Raw genomic sequence first — 17,633 nt, 5'->3', positions numbered from 1 at the left:
GGGAGGGGCCGCCGATTGTCCCCCAGCCGCGCAGATATGACTGTGGCACAAGGTTTGCAATGGTGGCCCCCGTCCTGCAACCTTTCTTGTCTAGACAGCAAATCGGTGCATTTCCCAAGGAATTGCACCAGAAATGACCTTTCGGGTTATCCTGTATATACAAGTTGGGGAGCTTGGCAACAATGCGAGGCGTGCGCAGCCCGGCCACCGAGGCGCGCCGCCGAGCCATCTCTCAAGAACGGAACCAGGAGTACCCATGGTCAAGACGACGGTAGTTGTGAAAGTCGCTTCGCTGCTGGCAGCAGGTGCATGTGCAGCGGGCATGGCCGGAACGGCCGCCGCCCAGGAAACCAAGATCGCGCTCGGCATGTCCGGCTGGACCGGCTTCGCGCCGCTCTCGCTGGCCGACAAGGCGGGCATCTTCAAGAAGAACGGCCTGGACGTCGAACTCAAGATGATTCCGCAGAAGGACCGCCACCTGGCGCTCGCGTCCGGCGCCATCCAGTGCGCGGCCACCACGGTCGAGACGCACGTGGCCTGGAACGCCAACGGCGTGCCCATCGTGCAGATCTTCCAGATGGACAAGTCCTACGGCGCCGACGGCATCGCGGTGCGCAACGACGTGAAGAGCTTCGCCGACCTCAAGGGCAAGACCATCGGCGTGAGCGCCCCCGGCACCGCGCCCTACTTCGGCCTGGCCTGGATGCTCAGCAAGAACGGCATGACCCTGAAGGACGTGAAGGTGGTCTCGCTCGAGCCGCAGCCCGCCGCGCAAGCTTTCGTGGCCGGCCAGAACGACGCCGCCATGACCTACGAGCCGTACCTCTCGACCGTGCGCGCCAACCCCGCCGCCGGCAAGATCCTGGCCACCACGCTCGACTACCCGATGGTGATGGACACCGTCGGCTGCGCGCCCACCTGGCTCAAGGCCAATCCCAAGGCCGCCGCCGCGCTCACCAAGTCGTACTTCGACGCGCTCGACATGATCAAGGCCGAGCCCGAAAAAGCCAACGAACTCATGGGCTCGGCCGTCAAGCAGAGCGGCGAGCAGTTCGCCAAGTCGTCCGCCTACCTGCGCTGGCAGGACAAGGCGGCCAACCAGAAGTTCTTCTCGAGCGAACTCACGACCTTCATGAAGGAAGCCGCGGCCATCCTGCTGGAAGCCGGCGTGATCCGCAAGGCGCCTGAAGACTACGCGGTGACCTTCGATGCAAGCTACGTCAAGTAAGGCGCTGCCGCAGGTGCCGCCGCGCGCGGCATCGGCCTCCACCGCCGTCTCCTCTCTGCCCGTGGCGCCCGTGCGGCGCCGCGCATTCGCGCCGCTCGAACCCGTCAGTGCGCGTGCCCGCGTGCTGCTCGGGCTCGGCTTCTTCGTCGTGTTCGTGCTGGTGTGGTCGCTGGCCACGCTCGGCGGCTTCGTGTCGCCGACCTTCCTCGCCAGTCCGCCGACCATGGTCAAGGAAGGCTGGCTGCTCTTCACCGAGTACGGCTTCATCGGCGACATCGGCATGACCGTGTGGCGCGTGTTCGGCGGCTTCCTGCTGGCGGCCGTGTTCGCGGTGCCGCTGGGCATCGCGATGGGCACCTGGAAGACCGTCGAGGCCTTCTTCGAGCCCTTCGTCTCGTTCTGCCGCTACCTGCCGGCCTCGGCCTTCATCCCGCTGCTGATCCTGTGGGCGGGCCTCGGCGAAATGCAGAAGCTGCTGGTGATCTTCATCGGCTCCTTCTTCCAGGTCGTGCTGATGGTGGCCGTCACCGTGGGCGGCGCGCGGCGCGACCTCGTCGAGGCCGCATACACGCTGGGCGCGAACAGCCGCGGCATCGTGGCGCGCGTGCTCATTCCGGGCGCCGCACCAGGCATCGCCGAGACGCTGCGGCTCGTGCTCGGCTGGGCATGGACCTACGTGATCGTGGCGGAGCTGATCGGCTCCTCGTCCGGCATCGGCCACATGATCACCGACAGCCAGGCGCTCTTGAACACCGGGCAGATCATCTTCGGGATCATCGTGATCGGTGTCATCGGCCTGTTGTCCGACTTCGCTTTCAAGGCGCTCAACCGCCGTCTGTTCGCATGGGCCGCACTGTGAAGAACCAACTTTCCATCCAGGGCGTCTCGCGCGTCTTCACCGGCACCAAGGGCCAGCGCACGCAAGCGCTGCAGCCGATCGACTTCGAGGTGAAGGAGAACGACTTCGTCACCATCCTCGGCCCCTCGGGCTGCGGCAAGTCGACGCTGCTGCGCATCGTGGCGGGGCTCGACTTCCCGACCACCGGCCAGGTGATGCTCGACGGCGAGCGCATCGAAGGCCCGGGCGCCGATCGCGGCGTGGTGTTCCAGAGCTACACGCTCTTTCCGTGGCTCACGGTGGCGCAGAACATCCGCTTCGGCCTGCGCGAGCGCGGCATGAGAGAGGCCGACCAGAAGGAGCGCAGCGAGTTCTTCATCGCCAAGGTGGGGCTGCGCGGCTTCGAGAATCACTTTCCGAAGCAGCTCTCGGGCGGCATGCAGCAGCGCACCGCCATTGCGCGCGCGCTGGCCAACGACCCCAAGATGCTGCTGCTCGACGAGCCCTTCGGTGCGCTCGACAACCAGACCCGCGTGCTGATGCAGGAGCTGTTGCTCGGCATCTGGGAGTCGGCGCGCAAGACGGTGCTGTTCGTCACGCACGACATCGACGAGGCGATCTTCATGGCCAACCGCGTGGCGGTGTTCAGCGCGCGGCCGGGGCGCATCAAGACCGAGATCGCGGTCGATTTTCCGCATCCGCGCAGCTACACCATCAAGACCTCGCCGGAGTTCATGGACATCAAGGCGCGGCTGACGGAAGAGATTCGCGCGGAGTCGATGGCGGCTGCGGAGCATTGAGGATGGCGCCTTGCCTTCATTCCGTTGTGCTTGGCGTGCGCCGCTGTTCGGGGCGCGCCCACGCCGGCACGGCGGCCTTTGAGCGAAGCGGGGGACATTCGCGCAGGGAAGTACCCGGCGGCCTGTGCACGCGCCCCGAACAGCAGCGCTCAAAACAAGAGCTACAACAGCAAGCATGAAACGCGACCTCCCCACCCTCGCGCTCTACGCGCAAGTCAAGGATCACATCTCCCGTAAGATCCAGGACGGCACGTGGCCGCCCGGACACCGCCTGCCCTCGGAGCATGAACTGGTCGCGCAGTTCGGCATGGCGCGCATGACGGTGAACCGTGCGCTGCGCGAGCTGGTGGAACAGGGCCGCATCGTGCGCGTGGCCGGGGTCGGCAGCTTCGTCGCCGAAAACAAGCCGCAGTCCACGCTGCTGCAGATCGCCAATATCGCCAGCGAAATCCGCCAGCGCGGACACGACTACCGCTGCGACATGATCGCGGTCGAGCGCATCGCCGCCTCGCCCGACGTGGCCGCGTGGCTCGACATGCGCGCCGGCACCTCGGTGTTCCACAGCGTGTGCCTGCACCTCGAGAACGGCACGCCCGTGCAGCTCGAAGAGCGCTACGTCAATCCGCAGGTCGTGCCCGACTACCTCGAACAGGACTTCAGCGTCATGCCGCCCAGCGAGTACCTGGTGCGCAACGTGCCCTTCGATCAGATCGAACACGTGGTCGATGCCGTGCTGCCCAACCAGGAACAGGCCGACAGGCTCGCCATGGAACCCACAGCCCCCTGCCTCCTGCTCACGCGCCGCACCTGGTCACGCAACACACCCGTGACCTGGGTGCGCTGCCTGCACCCGGCCTCGCGCTACAGCCTGGGCAGCCGTTTCAAGGCAGACGGCAACCCTAGCTTCGGTTGATTTTTTCGTCCTCAGAGGCCTCAGTTTTCACTCGCAACTACTTGTATAGACAGGTTCACATGACAAGCAAACACACCGCTACTCCAGATGCCACCCTGATCCTCACGCCCGGCCAGGTCGATCTGGCGATGCTGCGACGCATCCAGGCCGGCGGCGTGCAGCTGTCGCTCGACCCCTCGGTGCGCGACGGCATGCTTCGCGCCGAGGCCGCCGTGCGCCACATCGTCGAGAACGACCAGGTCGTCTACGGCATCAACACCGGCTTCGGCAAGCTCGCGAGCACGCGCATCGGCAACGACCACCTGGCGGAACTGCAGCGCAACCTCGTGCTGTCGCACAGCGTGGGCACGGGCGAGCCATTGGCGGCACCGGTGGTGCGCATGGTGCTCGCGACCAAGGCGGTGAGCCTGGCGCGTGGCCATTCGGGCGTGCGCCCGGCGCTGGCCGACGCGCTGCTGGCACTGTTCAACGCGGGCGTGATGCCGCGCATTCCGGCCAAGGGCTCGGTCGGCGCGTCAGGCGACCTCGCGCCGCTCGCGCACCTGGCCTGCGTGCTGATCGGCGAAGGCGAGGCCACGCTGGCCGACGGCACTGTGGTCAGCGGTGCGCAGGCGATGAAGAGCATCGGCCTCGCGCCCTTCGTGCTCGGCCCCAAGGAAGGCCTGGCGCTGCTCAACGGCACGCAGGTGTCGACCGCGCTCGCGCTGTTCGGCCTGTTCGGCGCGGAAGACGTGTTCGCGTCGTCGCTGATGTCGGGTGCGCTGTCGCTCGAGGCCATCCAGGGCTCGATCAAGCCCTTCGACGCGCGCATTCATGCGGCGCGCGGCCAGCTGGGCCAGATCGCCGTCGCGGACGCAGTGCGCACGCTGCTCGAAGGCAGCGAGATCGTTCCCTCGCATGCCGACTGTGGCCGCGTGCAGGACCCGTATTCGGTGCGCTGCATCCCGCAGGTGATGGGCGCCTGCCTCGACAACCTCGCGCACGCCTCGCGCGTGCTGGTGATCGAAGCCAACGCCGCATCGGACAACCCGCTCGTGTTCTGCGACACCGGCGAAGTCATCTCGGGCGGCAACTTCCACGCCGAGCCGGTCGCCTTCGCGGCGGACATCATCGCGCTGGCCGTGAGCGAGGTCGGCGCCATCGCCGAGCGCCGCATCGCGCTGCTGCTCGACACCGGCCTGTCGGGCCTGCCGCCGTTCCTGGTGCGCGACGGTGGCCTCAACTCCGGTTTCATGATCGCGCAAGTCACGGCCGCAGCATTGGCCTCGGAGAACAAGTCGCTCGCGCACCCCGCAAGCGTCGACAGCCTGCCGACCTCGGCCAACCAGGAAGACCACGTGTCGATGGCCACCTTCGCGGGCCGCCGCCTGGGCGACATGGTCAACAACACGGCGGTGGTCGTCGGCATCGAAGCGATGGCCGCCGCGCAAGGCATCGAACTCAAGCGCAAGCTCAAGAGTTCGCCGCTGGTGGAGGCCGAATTCGCCGCCATCCGCCAGAAGGTCGCTTTCCTCGAAACCGACCGCTACCTCGCGCCCGACATCGAAGCCATGCGCCAGTGGGCGCTGAAGGCCGAGCTGCCGGCCGCGCTGCTCGACATCCTGCCCAGTCACTCGTAAAACATCCCCCGACAAGGAGAACCACGCCATGAACGCACCCGACAAGATCGACCTGAACAAATCCACCGGTACCGACCCGCGCCATGACCCGACCCGCGTGATCCGCGCCCCGCGCGGCACCGAGCTCAACTGCAAGAGCTGGCTCACCGAAGCCCCGTTCCGCATGCTGCAGAACAACCTCGACGCCGAGGTCGCCGAGCGCCCGCAAGACCTGGTGGTGTACGGCGGCATCGGCCGCGCCGCGCGCAACTGGGCCTGCTACGACCAGATCCTCGCGTCGCTGAAAGAGCTGAACGACGACGAGACGCTGCTCATTCAATCGGGCAAGCCGGTCGGCGTGTTCAAGACGCACGAGAACGCACCGCGCGTGCTGCTGGCCAACTCGAACCTCGTGCCGAAGTGGGCCAACTGGGAGCACTTCAACGAGCTCGACCGCCAGGGCCTCTTCATGTACGGCCAGATGACCGCGGGCAGCTGGATCTACATCGGCAGCCAGGGCATCGTGCAGGGCACCTTCGAAACCTTCGTCGAAGCCGGCCGCCAGCACTACAACAACAGCCTCGCGGGCAAGTGGATCCTCACGGCCGGCCTCGGCGGCATGGGCGGCGCGCAGCCGCTGGCGGCCACGCTGGCGGGCGCCGTCTCGCTCAACATCGAGTGCCAGCAGTCGAGCATCGACTTCCGCCTGCGCACACGCTACGTCGACAAGCAGGCGCGCGACGTCGACCACGCGCTCGAACTCATCCAGCAGCACTGCGATGCGAAGGAAGCGGTGTCGATCGCGCTGCTCGGCAATGCCGCCGACATCCTGCCCGAACTCGTGAAGCGCGCGAAGGCCGGCGGCTTGAAGCCCGACCTCGTGACTGACCAGACTTCGGCGCATGACCTGATCAACGGCTACCTGCCCTCGGGCTGGAGCGTGCCGCAATGGCAGGCAGCGATGAAGGACGTTTCGCAGCACGACGCGCTCAAGAAGGCGGCCGCGAAATCATGCGCCGTGCACGTGCAGGCCATGCTCGACTTCCAGGCCATGGGCATTCCCACGGTGGACTACGGCAACAACATCCGCCAGGTGGCCTTCGACGAGGGCGTGAAGAACGCCTTCGACTTCCCGGGCTTCGTGCCGGCCTACATCCGCCCGCTGTTCTGCGAAGGCAAGGGTCCGTTCCGCTGGGTCGCGCTTTCGGGCGACCCGGAAGACATCTACAAGACCGACGCCAAGATCAAGGAGCTGTTCCCCGAGAACAAGCACACGCATCGCTGGCTCGACATGGCGCGCGAGCGCATCGCCTTCCAGGGCCTGCCGGCGCGCATCTGCTGGCTGGGCTTGGGCGAGCGCCACATCGCGGGCCTGGCCTTCAACGAGATGGTGAAGAACGGCGAGCTGAAGGCGCCGATCGTCATCGGCCGCGACCACCTGGACACCGGCTCGGTCGCCAGCCCCAACCGCGAGACCGAAGCCATGAAGGACGGCACCGATGCCGTCTCCGACTGGCCGCTGCTCAACGCGCTGCTCAACACCGCGGGCGGCGCCACCTGGGTCAGCCTGCACCATGGCGGCGGCGTGGGCATGGGCTACTCGCAGCACTCGGGCGTGGTGATCGTGTGCGACGGCACCGACGCGGCCGCCAAGCGCATCGAGCGCGTGCTGTTCAACGACCCGGCCACCGGCGTGATGCGCCATGCCGACGCGGGCTACGACATCGCGGTCGCCACCGCGAAGAAGCAGGGGCTCAAGCTGCCGATGGTGAAGTGATGGCGGGCGTCGTTCTCCCCGACGCCCAGGAACTGCAGCGCCGCGTGCAGGCGCGCGTGGACGACGCACTCGTCGCGCAGTTTCAGCGCGACGGCGCGGTGTGCATCCGTCAGTTGCTCACGGCCGACGAGCTGGCGCTGCTGTGCGATGGCATCGAGGCCAACCTCGCGGCACCCAGTCCGCGCGCCAAGATCGCGAGCCGGCCCGACGACCCGGGCCGCTTCTTCGAGGACTTCTGCAACTGGCAGGACATCGACGCCTTCCGCCGCTTCATCTTCGAGGCGCCGCTCGCGCAACTGGCGCAGCGGCTCATGGGCTCGAACACCGTGCGGCTCTATCACGACCACCTGCTGGTCAAGGAGCCTGGTACCCGGCAGCGCACGCCGTGGCACCAGGACCAGCCCTACTACAACATCGAGGGCGAGCAGAACGTCAGCATGTGGATACCGGTCGATCCGGTGTCGCGTGGGGCCACGCTCGAGTTCGTGGCCGGCTCCCACAAGGGGCCGTGGCTGATGCCGCGCACCTTCATGGACAACCACGCCAAGTGGTTCCCCGAAGGCAGCCTGCAGGACCTGCCCGACATCGAGGGCGCGCGCGAGCGCTTTCCCATCGTGGGCTGGAACATCGAGCCCGGCGACTTCGTCTGCTTCCACATGCTCACGCTGCATGCGGCCGCTGGCGTCGAGGGGCCGAACCGGCGCCGCGTGTTCTCGGTGCGCTTTTTGGGCGACGACATCCGCCATGCGCCGCGCAGCTGGAAGACCTCGCCCGATTTCCCCGGCCTCGCCGAGCGGCTGCCGGCCGGCGCGCCGATGGACGATCCGCTCTTTCCGCTGCTGGTGGGTTGAGAAGGTAAGACGAAGGTAGAAAGAAAAAACGCGGCCATTCCCACTCCGTGGGAATCCACGCTTGGAAGTGAGAACGGCGAGCAAGATACTGCACGCCGCATCCACTTTCGACCTCCAGCGATTGCTTCCGATGACGCCCCCGATCGACGCCCCCGCCCACAACGACCGCGCCCTGTTCGTGCTGTCGGTGCTGGCGCAAAGCAAGGCGGCGATGACAGCGGCCGAGCTGGTGCAGGCCACCGGCCTGTCGCAGAGCACGCTGTACCGGCAGATCGCCACGCTGCGCCGCTGGGGCTTCGTGATGGAGTCCGATGGCCGCTACTCGCCGGGCCCGGTGAGCGTGCAGCTCGCCACCGGCTTCGACGGCAACTCCGACCTCGTGATGGCCGCGCGTGCCGACATGCGGGCGCTGGCCCAGCAGACGCACGAGAGCGTGGCGCTGGTCACGGCCGTGAACGAGCGCGTCGTGTGCCTGGAGATGATCGACAGCGAGCAGTCGCTGCGCTGCTCCTTCGACCGCGGCCGCAGCGTGCCCGCGCGTGACGGCGCCAGCGCCAAGTGCCTGCTGGCCCACATGCCGCTCGACCAGCGCGACGCCCTGCTCGACGGGCTCGGCGAAAGCCCCGAACGCCGCGCCGAACGCGCCGCCGAGCTCGACGCCATCCGCGAGGCCGGCCATGCCGTGACGCACGGCGAGGTCGATGCCGGCGTCTGGGGCGCGAGCGCGCCGGTGCTCGCCCCGGGACGGCACCTGCGCGGCGCGATCACGCTCATGGCGCCGCTCACGCGCGTCGAGGGCATGGAAGCTGCATTGCTCCACATGACCGTCGTCACGGCGGCGCGCATCTCGCGGGCGCTGCAGTAGCCGCGTCTCTCCTTTTCTTCCTCCTTCATCCTCACCACGAAAGCTCCTGCCATGAACACCCGCCGCTCTCTCGTCGCCGCCGCACTCTCCGGCCTTGCCATCCTCGGTTTCGCGGGTGCCGCGCATGCGCAGGGCGAGCCGCTGCGCGTGGCCACCGACGCCACTTTCCCGCCGATGGAGTTCGTGGAGAACGGCAAGCGCACCGGCTTCGACGTGGAGCTGGTCGAGGCCATCGGCCAGACACTGGGCCGCAAGATCGAGTGGATCGACATCGACTTCAAGGGCCTCGTGCCGGGCCTGATCTCGAAGCGCTTCGACATGGCCGTCTCGGCCATCTACATCACCGACGAGCGCAAGAAGGTCGTCGATTTCACCGCGCCGTACTACGCGGGCGGCCTCGTCGTGATGGTGAAGGACGGCAACACGGCGATCAAGGCGCCGGCCGACATCAACGGCAAGAAGGTCAGCGTGCAGGTGGGCACCAAGTCGGTGGCCTACACCAAGGAGAAATTCCCGCAGGTGCAGCTGATGGAAGTCGAGAAGAACCAGGAGATGTTCAACCTCGTCGACATCGGCCGCGCCGACGCCGCCGTGACCGGCAAGCCCGCCGCCTACCAGTACGTGCGCACGCGCGGCGGCCTCAAGGTGCTGCCCGAGCAGATCACCACCGAGGAATACGGCATGGCCATCCGCAAGGACACGCCCGAGCTCACCAAGGCCGTGAACGGCGCGATCGAAAAGCTCAAGGCCGACGGCACCTACGCAAAGATCGTGAGCAAGTGGTTCAGCGCGAGCGCCAAGTAAGCGAGCCATGGATTTCGATTTCTCGCCCGTCTGGCAGGGCTGGACCGACCTGCTGCGCGGCGCGCTCGTCACGGTGGAGATCACCGCGTGCGCGCTGGCGCTGGGCTGCGTGCTGGGCCTGCTGGTCGGCATCGGCCGGCTGAACCCGAAGCGGCGCTGGCTCTACGGCGCGTGCACCGCCTACGTGGCGGCCATCCGCGGCACGCCGCTGCTGGTGCAGCTGTTCATTTTGTTCTTCGGCCTGCCGCACTTCGGCATCCTGCTGCCGGCCTTCCTGTGCGGCGTGCTGGGGCTCGGTGTGTATTCGGGTGCGTACGTATCGGAGATCGTGCGCGGCGCGATCCAGTCGATCGACAAGGGCCAGACCATGGCGGCGCAGTCGCTGGGCATGACGCCCGGCACGGCGATGCGCGAGATCGTGCTGCCGCAGGCGGTCGTGCGCATGATCCCGCCGCTGGGCAACGAGTTCATCGCGCTCATCAAGAACTCGGCGCTGGTGTCGCTACTGACGATTCACGACGTGATGCACGAGGGGCAGAAGATCATCAGCGTGTCGTACCGCTCGCTGGAGGTGTACCTGGCCATCGCCGTCGTGTATTTCGTGCTCACGGGCACGATGACGCTGGTGCTGCGGCATTTCGAGCAGAAACTGCGGCAGGGCGGGTTGATGCGATGAGCGCGGGTTCCGTATTTGCATTTCTTCCTCCCCCTCTGGGGGAGGGCAGGGGTGGGGGCACGACGGCCTCGACCCAGTCATGGCGCTCGCTAGGCGCTGCCCCCATCCCGACCTTCCCCCAGCGGGGGAAGGAGCAAGAGGGGTGGGCATGAGCGGCGTACAGCATTTCTCCCGCAGCACACTCCCGGTCACCCCCTGGAAAAACGGCGGCGGCACCACGCAGGAGATCGCCAGCTGGCCGCAAGGCGCGGCGCTCGACGGCTTCGGCTGGCGCGTGAGCATCGCGACCATTGCCGCGGCCGGACCGTTCTCGGTGTTCGAGGGCATCGACCGCAGCATCATGCTGCTGGAGGGCGATGGCGTTCGCCTGTTCACGCACGACGGGCGCATCAGCCACTGGCTCGACGCACCGCATCGGCCCTTCGCCTTCAGCGGCGACGACGCGATCGACTGCACGCTGCTCGGCGGCGCATCGAACGACTTCAACGTGATGACGCGGCGCGGGCAGTGGCGTGCCGATGTGCAGGTGCTGGACCGCGCGTCGGCCGTCGATGCGGCGCCGCACGGCGTGCTGCTCGCCTTGCGCGGCGCCTGGCGCCTGAACGAAGAGGCCTGCCGCGAGGGCGAGGGCCTGTGCTGGACCGACGCGGCCCATGCATGGCGCGCGACACCCGAGAGCGACGGCGCGCGGCTGGTGGCGGTTCGAATCCTGCCGGCGTAACCCGCAGAAAGAAAGATGACGATGATGAAACCTGTCAGCGAATATCCCTCGGCCGACGGCCTCTGGACCGGCCTGCGCCTTGCGCCCGATGCCGCACCCGGCGTGGCGCTGGAAGACGGCGTCGAGGCCGCCATCGTGGTCATTCAGGGCGCGATCCGCTGGGCCGGCGCACGCGACGCGCTGCCGGCCGAATTTGCGACACTGCCCACCCACGACGGCGGCGGAGCGCTCGTCACGCCCGGCCTCGTCGATTGCCACACGCACCTCGTCTACGGCGGCCAGCGCGCCAACGAATTCGCGATGCGGCTCGCAGGCGCCACGTACGAAGAAGTGGCCAAGGCCGGCGGTGGCATCGTGTCGTCGGTGCGCGCCACGCGCGAGGCCGATGAGGACACGCTCTTCGCACAGGCCGCGCCGCGGCTCGAACAGCTGCTGGCCGATGGCGTCTGCGCCATCGAGATCAAGTCGGGCTACGGGCTGTCGCTGGAACACGAGCGCAAGCAGCTGCGCGTGGCACGGCGGCTGGGCGAAGCCTATGGCGTGACGGTGCGCACCACCTTCCTCGGCGCGCATGCGTTGCCGCCCGAATACGCGAACCGCAGCGGCGACTACATCGACCTCGTCTGCCGCGAGATGCTGCCGGCGCTCGCGGCCGAGGGGCTGGTCGATGCGGTCGACGTGTTCTGCGAGCGCATCGCCTTTTCGCTCGCGGAAACCGAGCAGGTCTTCCAGGCCGCGCAGGCGTTGGGCCTGCCGGTGAAGCTGCATGCCGAGCAGCTGTCGGACATGGGCGGCGCGGCATTGGCCGCGCGCTACGGTGCGCTGTCGTGCGACCACATCGAACACCTGTCGGCCGACGGCATCGAGGCGATGCGCCGGTCGGGCACCGTGGCCGTGCTGCTGCCCGGCGCCTACTACACCCTGCGCGACACGCACCTGCCGCCGATCGACGCGCTGCGCGCCGCCGGCGTGCCGATGGCCGTGTCCACCGACCACAACCCCGGCACCTCGCCGGCATTGAGCCTGCTGCTGATGGCGAACATGGCCTGCACGCTGTTTCGGCTGACGGTGCCCGAGGCACTGGCCGGCATCACGCGGCATGCGGCGCGTGCGCTGGGCCTGCAGGCCACGCACGGCGCGATCGCCGAAGGCATGCCCGCCAACTTCGTGTTGTGGAACGTGCGCGAGGCGGCCGAGCTGGCGTACTGGTTCGGCCAGCAACCCGTGCGCACCGTGGTGCGCCAAGGCCGCATCGCGGCAGGAGTCCAGGCATGACACAAACGCTTTTCGCAGCCGACGCGCTGCTGCCCGAAGGCTGGGCGAAGAACGTCCTGCTGGCATGGAACGACGCCGGCCGGCTCACGCAGGTGCAGGCCGGCGCGCAACGCCCCGCCGACGCGCAAACTGTCAAAGGCCCGCTGATCCCCGGCATGCCCAACCTGCATTCGCACGCCTTCCAGCGCGCCTTCGCGGGCCTGACCGAGCACCGCGCCGAGCAGCACGACAGCTTCTGGAGCTGGCGCACGCTGATGTACCGCTTTGCCGCACGCCTCGGCCCGCAGCACATGGAAGCCATCGCGACCTGGCTCTATGCCGAGATGCTCGAAGCCGGCTACACGAGCGTGTGCGAGTTCCAGTACGTGCACCACGACGCCGACGGCCGCCCCTATGCCGACGACGCGACCCTGAGCCTTGCGCTGCTGCGTGCTGCGCGCAAGGCCGGCATCGGCTTCACGCTGCTGCCGGTGCTCTACCAGACCGGCGGCTTCGGCGACGTGCCGCCCACGGAAGGGCAGCGCCGCTTCATCAGGTCGACCGACTCGATGCTGCGCCTGCTCGACGCATTGAAGCCAGCGTGCGACGAACAGGGGGCTCGGCTCGGCATGGCGCCGCACTCGCTGCGCGCCGTGCCGCCCGAGGCGCTGCGCGATGCGATCGCGGGGCTCGAAGCCATCGACCGCACCGCCCCCATCCACATCCACATCGCCGAGCAGACGAAGGAAGTGGACGACTGCGTGGAGTGGAGCGGGTTGCGCCCGGTCGAGTGGCTGCTCGACCATGCACCGGTCGATGCGCGCTGGTGCCTTGTCCATGCAACGCACATGAACGCCGCCGAGTACGAGTACGCCGCCAAGAGCGGCGCGGTCGCGGGCCTCTGCCCGACGACCGAGGCCAATCTGGGCGACGGCATCTTCGACTTTCCCCAGTGGCGCAGCCATGGCGGCGCGTGGGGCGTGGGCTCCGACAGCCACGCCAGCGTCAACGCGGCCGAAGAACTGCTGATGCTCGAATACGGCCAGCGCCTGTCGCGGCGGCAGCGCAACGTCGGCGCGAGCGCGGTGCAGCCGCATGTCGCGACCGCGTTCACGCTCGAGGCGGTGCAGGGCGGGGCGCAAGCCTCGGGCCGTGCCGTCGGCGGGCTGGCCGTGGGGCAGCAGGCCGACTTCGTCGTGCTCGATGCCGCGCACCTCGCGCTGCAGGGCCTGTCGGCGCCCGACATGCTCTCGGCCCACGTTTTCGCGAGCCACCGCACCTCCGCCATCGACAGCGTCTGGGCCGCGGGCCGCGCGCGTGTGGCGGCCGGACGCCACACGCTGCATGACGACGCCGCGGCCGCCTTCGTGGCCGCGCGCACCCAACTTCTCAAGGACTGAATTCCCATGGCCTTCACGACCACCGAACCCGCCTTCCGCTTCCGCCAGGGCACACGCCCGCTGCTGATCTCGATGCCGCACGTCGGCACCCACGTGCCGCCCGCGCTCGCCGCCCGCTTCACCGACGAAGCGCGCCACGTGCCCGACACCGACTGGCACCTCGAACGGCTCTACGACTTCGCCGATGAACTGGGCGCCTCGGTGCTCGCGGCCACGCACTCGCGCTACGTGGTCGACCTGAACCGTCCGCCGGACGGCGCGAGCCTGTACCCGGGCCAGAGCGTCACCGGCCTGTGCCCCGTCGACACCTTCGACGACACGCCGGTCTACGCCAACCCTGCCGACGTGCCGGACGACGACGAAGTCGCCGCGCGCCGCGATGCGATCTGGGTGCCGTACCACCGGCAGCTGCGGGCCGAGCTCGACCGCCTGAAGGCCGCGCACGGCACCATCGCGCTGTGGGACGCGCACTCGATCCGCTCGGTGCTGCCGCGCTTCTTCGAGGGCAAGCTGCCCGACCTGAACCTCGGCACCGCCAACGGCGCGAGCTGTGACCCGGCGCTGGCCGAAACGCTGCTCGGCATCGCGAAATCGGCCACGGGCTACACCGGCGTGCTCAACGGCCGCTTCACGGGCGGCCACATCACGCGCCAGTACGGGAATCCGGCCGGCGGCGTGCACGCGGTGCAGCTGGAGATGACGCAGTCGAGCTACATGCAGGAGCAGTTGCCGTTCGACTACCTGCCCGAGGTGGCGGCGGGCGTGCAACCGCATGTGCGCAGGATGCTGGAGGCGGTGCTCGGTTTCGTCGAAGGCCGCCGCGGGTGAACGCACCGGACTTTCTCGCTGCGCCCGGCCAGGCACTCGATTTCCTTCACCCGCTCCATCCCGGCAAGGTATTCGACCTGTGAACACAATCACCATCCACGCCCTCGCACGCCCCGAAGTGCCGCCGCTGCCGCCCTACAACGCGGGCCTGTCCTCGGACGCCGTGCGCGCGCGCTACGGCGCCACCGAGATCGCGCGGCTCGCGAGCAACGAGAACCCGTACGGCGCCAGCCCCGCTGTGGCGCGCGCCCTGGTCGATCTGGCCGCGCGTGCTGGCACCTACCCCGACGCCAACTGCACCGCGCTGCGCGCCGCGATCGCCGGGCGCACGGGTGCGCAGCCCGCGCAGGTGGTGATCGGCAACGGCTCCGAGGACATCCTCCAGATGCTGTGCCAGGCGCTGCTCTCGCCAGGCGACCGCGTGCTCACGCAGCGCCCCGCCTTCGGGCTGCACGAGATCTACCCGCGCATGATGGGCGCACAGGTCGAGCTGCTGGCGCTCACGCCGGCGCTCGGCTTCGACCTCGATGCCTGGTGCGCGGCGCTGGCGCGCGGACCCAAGATGGTGATGCTGGCCAATCCCTCGAACCCGGTCGGCTGCATGTTCGATGCCGGCGACTTCGCGCGCCTGCTCGCGGCGGTGCCGGCGGGCACGCTGCTGGTGGTGGACGAGGCGTACCACGAGTACGCGCGGCTGGCGCCCGGCTATCCCGACGTGCTTTCGATGCTGCGCGCGTGGGAGGGGGCCGACGCAGCCGCAGGCCGTCCGTGGATAGTGCTGCGCACCTTCTCGAAGGCATGGGCGCTCGCGGGCCTGCGGGTGGGCTACGGCATCGCTTCCGACGAGGCGCTGGTGCAGCTGCTCGACCGGGTGCGCACGCCCTTCAACGTCAACCTCGCGGCACAGGCCGCGGCGCTGGCGGCCTGGGGCGACGAGCCTCACATGGCGCGGGCGGTGGAGCGCACCGTGCGGCAGCGCGAGGTGCTGGCGGCGCAGCTTCGCACGCTCGCGCAGTCGGTTCTTCCGGGCCTGCGCATCGCGCCCTCGGCGGCCAACTTCCTGTTCGTCGACCTCGCACGGCCGAACGGGCCGGTCAACGAGGCGCTGCTGGCGCGCGGGATCATCGTCAAGCCCTGGAAGGAGCCGGGCTTCGAGACCTTCATCCGGGTGTCGGTGGGCACCGACGAGGAGAACGCGCGCTTCGTGCAGGCGCTGACTGAGATTGCGGGCGGGTCGGACTAGAGCCCCTGCGGCCGGGCCCGCCAAGACCCGCCCGGGAGCCGGGCCAGGCCGGGGTTTTTACAATCGCGGGAATGACGAAGCCCCTCACCTACACCCGCGGCCAGGCACTGCCCGGCATCCTCGCGCAACGCATCGCGATCCTCGACGGCGCGATGGGCACGATGATCCAGCGCTTCAAGCTCACCGAGGCGCAGTACCGCGGGGAGCGCTTCAAGGACTTCGAGCGCGACGTGAAGGGCAACAACGAGCTGCTCTCGCTCACGCGGCCCGACGTGATCCGCGACATCCACGAGGGCTACCTCGCGGCCGGCGCCGACCTGATCGAGACCAACACCTTCGGTGCGACCACCATCGCGCAGGAGGACTACAAGATGGCTCACCTCGCGCGCGAGATGAACCTCGAATCCGCCAGGCTGGCGCGCGCGGCCTGCGACAAGTTCAGCACGCCGGACAAGCCGCGCTTCGTGGCCGGCGCCCTCGGCCCGACCCCCAAGACGGCGAGCATCAGCCCCGACGTGAACGACCCGGGCGCGCGCAACGTCGATTTCGAAGCACTGCGCGCGGCCTACTACGAGCAGACCGAAGCGCTGGTCGAGGGCGGCGCCGACGTGATCCTGGTCGAGACCATCTTCGACACGCTCAACGCCAAGGCCGCGCTGTTCGCGGTCGACGAGTATTTCGACAACAGCGGCCAGCGCCTGCCGCTGATCATCAGCGGCACGGTGACCGATGCCTCCGGCCGCATCCTCAGCGGGCAGACCGTCACCGCCTTCTGGCACAGCGTGCGCCACGCGCAGCCGCTGGCCATCGGCCTGAACTGCGCGCTGGGCGCGGCGCTGATGCGGCCCTACATCCAGGAACTGTCGAAGGTGGCGGGCGACACCTTCATCAGCTGCTATCCGAACGCGGGCCTGCCCAATCCGATGAGCGAAACCGGCTTCGACGAGACGCCCGACGTCACCTCGCGCCTGCTGCACGAGTTCGCGGCCGAAGGGCTGGTGAACATCGTGGGCGGCTGCTGCGGCACCACGCCGGACCACATCGCGGCCATCGGCAAGGCGGTTGCGCCGGTCGCGGGCCGCGCACTGGGCAGCCACAACGCGGGTTTCTACCGCGAGGCTGCCTGATCGCGCCTCCGGCCGATTGACAGGCGCTCCTGCCCCGGCCTAGGCTGGCTGGCACAAGAACAGGAGCCCGCCATGAACACACTCGCCCCACGACGCTGGATCGGCATCGGCGCGCTTGCCCTGATCCTGCCGCTTGCGGCCGCGGCGCAGCAGGCCTTCACCCGCGGCACGGTCAACCTGCGCGCCGGCCCCTCGGGCGACTATCCGCTGGTGGCGCGGCTCGGGCCCGGCCAGCCGCTCGACGTGATCGGCTGCACCAGCGGCTATGGCTGGTGCGACGTGGTGCTGCCCGACGGCGGGCGCGGCTGGGTGTGGTCGCGCAGCCTCGACTACGCCTACCAGGAGCGGCGCGTGCCGCTGGCGACCTACGGCGCGGTGATCGGCGTGCCGATCATCAGCTTCGCGATCGGCAGCTACTGGGCCAGCTACTACCGCGACCGGCCGTGGTACGGCGAGCGGCGCTGGTGGGGCGGCCGCCCACCGCCGCCCGTGGCGGGCTGGCGTCCGCCGCCGCCAGCCAGGCCGGCGTGGCAGCCGCGTCCCTGGCAGCCTGGCCCCGGGTTCCGGCCATCGGGCCCTGGATTCCGTCCGCCGCCGGACCCCGGCATCAGGCCGCCGCGGCCGCAGCCGAGCTTCCGTCCGGGGCCGGCGCCTGGCATGCCGCATTCGCATCCCGGTGGTGGCGGCGGACGACCGCACGGGGGTGGCGG

The 17,633-nt window shown here is 68.8% G+C and carries 17 protein-coding genes; all 17 read left to right on the top strand.

Annotation, left to right across the window (positions count from 1 at the left end):
• Window positions 1-256 precede the first annotated feature (256 nt).
• The gene (locus ACCC97_RS27445) at window positions 257-1,228 is read left to right on the top strand and encodes an ABC transporter substrate-binding protein (RefSeq protein ID WP_056515793.1); all 972 of its coding nucleotides are present in this window, start codon (window positions 257-259) and stop codon (window positions 1,226-1,228) included.
• Window positions 1,209-2,087 (top strand): ABC transporter permease, encoded by an 879-nt coding sequence (locus ACCC97_RS27440; protein WP_007831956.1) that lies wholly within the window; start codon window positions 1,209-1,211, stop codon window positions 2,085-2,087. The genes ACCC97_RS27445 and ACCC97_RS27440 overlap by 20 nt, the downstream gene beginning before the upstream one ends.
• Window positions 2,072-2,866 carry an ABC transporter ATP-binding protein gene (locus ACCC97_RS27435; RefSeq protein ID WP_007831954.1) on the top strand — a complete coding sequence of 265 codons (795 nt, stop codon included), beginning with the start codon at window positions 2,072-2,074 and terminating at the stop codon, window positions 2,864-2,866. The genes ACCC97_RS27440 and ACCC97_RS27435 overlap by 16 nt, the downstream gene beginning before the upstream one ends.
• Before the next feature lie 175 nt (window positions 2,867-3,041).
• On the top strand, window positions 3,042-3,779 hold the full coding sequence (gene hutC, locus ACCC97_RS27430; RefSeq protein ID WP_413336110.1) for a histidine utilization repressor: 738 nt from the start codon (window positions 3,042-3,044) through the stop codon (window positions 3,777-3,779).
• A 59-nt stretch (window positions 3,780-3,838) separates the two neighbouring features.
• Window positions 3,839-5,398: a histidine ammonia-lyase gene (gene hutH, locus ACCC97_RS27425; RefSeq protein ID WP_413336108.1), complete on the top strand. Its 1,560-nt coding sequence runs from the start codon at window positions 3,839-3,841 to the stop codon at window positions 5,396-5,398.
• A 28-nt stretch (window positions 5,399-5,426) separates the two neighbouring features.
• Complete coding sequence (hutU, locus tag ACCC97_RS27420) at window positions 5,427-7,154, top strand: urocanate hydratase (RefSeq protein ID WP_413336107.1); 1,728 nt, start codon at window positions 5,427-5,429, stop codon at window positions 7,152-7,154.
• Window positions 7,154-8,005, top strand: coding sequence for a phytanoyl-CoA dioxygenase family protein (locus ACCC97_RS27415; RefSeq protein WP_413336105.1), 852 nt, complete (start codon window positions 7,154-7,156; stop codon window positions 8,003-8,005). The genes hutU and ACCC97_RS27415 overlap by 1 nt, the downstream gene beginning before the upstream one ends.
• 130 nt (window positions 8,006-8,135) lie before the next feature.
• Complete coding sequence (locus ACCC97_RS27410) at window positions 8,136-8,870, top strand: IclR family transcriptional regulator (protein WP_007831941.1); 735 nt, start codon at window positions 8,136-8,138, stop codon at window positions 8,868-8,870.
• A gap of 51 nt (window positions 8,871-8,921) precedes the next feature.
• Window positions 8,922-9,674, top strand: a complete 753-nt coding sequence (locus ACCC97_RS27405; RefSeq protein ID WP_007831933.1) for a transporter substrate-binding domain-containing protein — start codon at window positions 8,922-8,924, stop codon at window positions 9,672-9,674.
• A 7-nt stretch (window positions 9,675-9,681) separates the two neighbouring features.
• Window positions 9,682-10,350: an amino acid ABC transporter permease gene (locus ACCC97_RS27400; RefSeq protein WP_413314877.1), complete on the top strand. Its 669-nt coding sequence runs from the start codon at window positions 9,682-9,684 to the stop codon at window positions 10,348-10,350.
• Window positions 10,351-10,498: 148 nt separating this feature from the next.
• The gene (locus ACCC97_RS27395; RefSeq protein ID WP_413336102.1) at window positions 10,499-11,071 is read left to right on the top strand and encodes a HutD family protein; all 573 of its coding nucleotides are present in this window, start codon (window positions 10,499-10,501) and stop codon (window positions 11,069-11,071) included.
• Between the two features lie 24 nt (window positions 11,072-11,095).
• Window positions 11,096-12,346, top strand: coding sequence for an imidazolonepropionase (gene hutI / locus ACCC97_RS27390; protein ID WP_413336112.1), 1,251 nt, complete (start codon window positions 11,096-11,098; stop codon window positions 12,344-12,346).
• On the top strand, window positions 12,343-13,725 hold the full coding sequence (locus ACCC97_RS27385) for a formimidoylglutamate deiminase (protein WP_007831928.1): 1,383 nt from the start codon (window positions 12,343-12,345) through the stop codon (window positions 13,723-13,725). Before hutI ends, ACCC97_RS27385 begins: the two co-directional genes overlap by 4 nt.
• Window positions 13,726-13,731: 6 nt before the next feature.
• Window positions 13,732-14,553, top strand: a complete 822-nt coding sequence (gene hutG / locus ACCC97_RS27380; RefSeq protein WP_007831927.1) for an N-formylglutamate deformylase — start codon at window positions 13,732-13,734, stop codon at window positions 14,551-14,553.
• A gap of 79 nt (window positions 14,554-14,632) precedes the next feature.
• Complete coding sequence (locus tag ACCC97_RS27375; protein WP_413336100.1) at window positions 14,633-15,796, top strand: histidinol-phosphate transaminase; 1,164 nt, start codon at window positions 14,633-14,635, stop codon at window positions 15,794-15,796.
• A 71-nt stretch (window positions 15,797-15,867) separates the two neighbouring features.
• Window positions 15,868-16,923, top strand: a complete 1,056-nt coding sequence (locus tag ACCC97_RS27370) for a homocysteine S-methyltransferase family protein (protein WP_007831925.1) — start codon at window positions 15,868-15,870, stop codon at window positions 16,921-16,923.
• Between the two features lie 72 nt (window positions 16,924-16,995).
• On the top strand, window positions 16,996-17,633 hold a 638-nt coding region (locus tag ACCC97_RS27365), incomplete at its 3' end, for an SH3 domain-containing protein (protein ID WP_413336098.1).

Origin of the sequence: Variovorax sp. Varisp85 (assembly GCF_047304045.1) — a bacterium.
Taxonomy (GTDB): Bacteria; Pseudomonadota; Gammaproteobacteria; order Burkholderiales; family Burkholderiaceae_C; genus Variovorax.
Note: the sequence above shows the minus strand (reverse complement) of the source record. Positions and strands in the feature narration are given on the sequence as shown.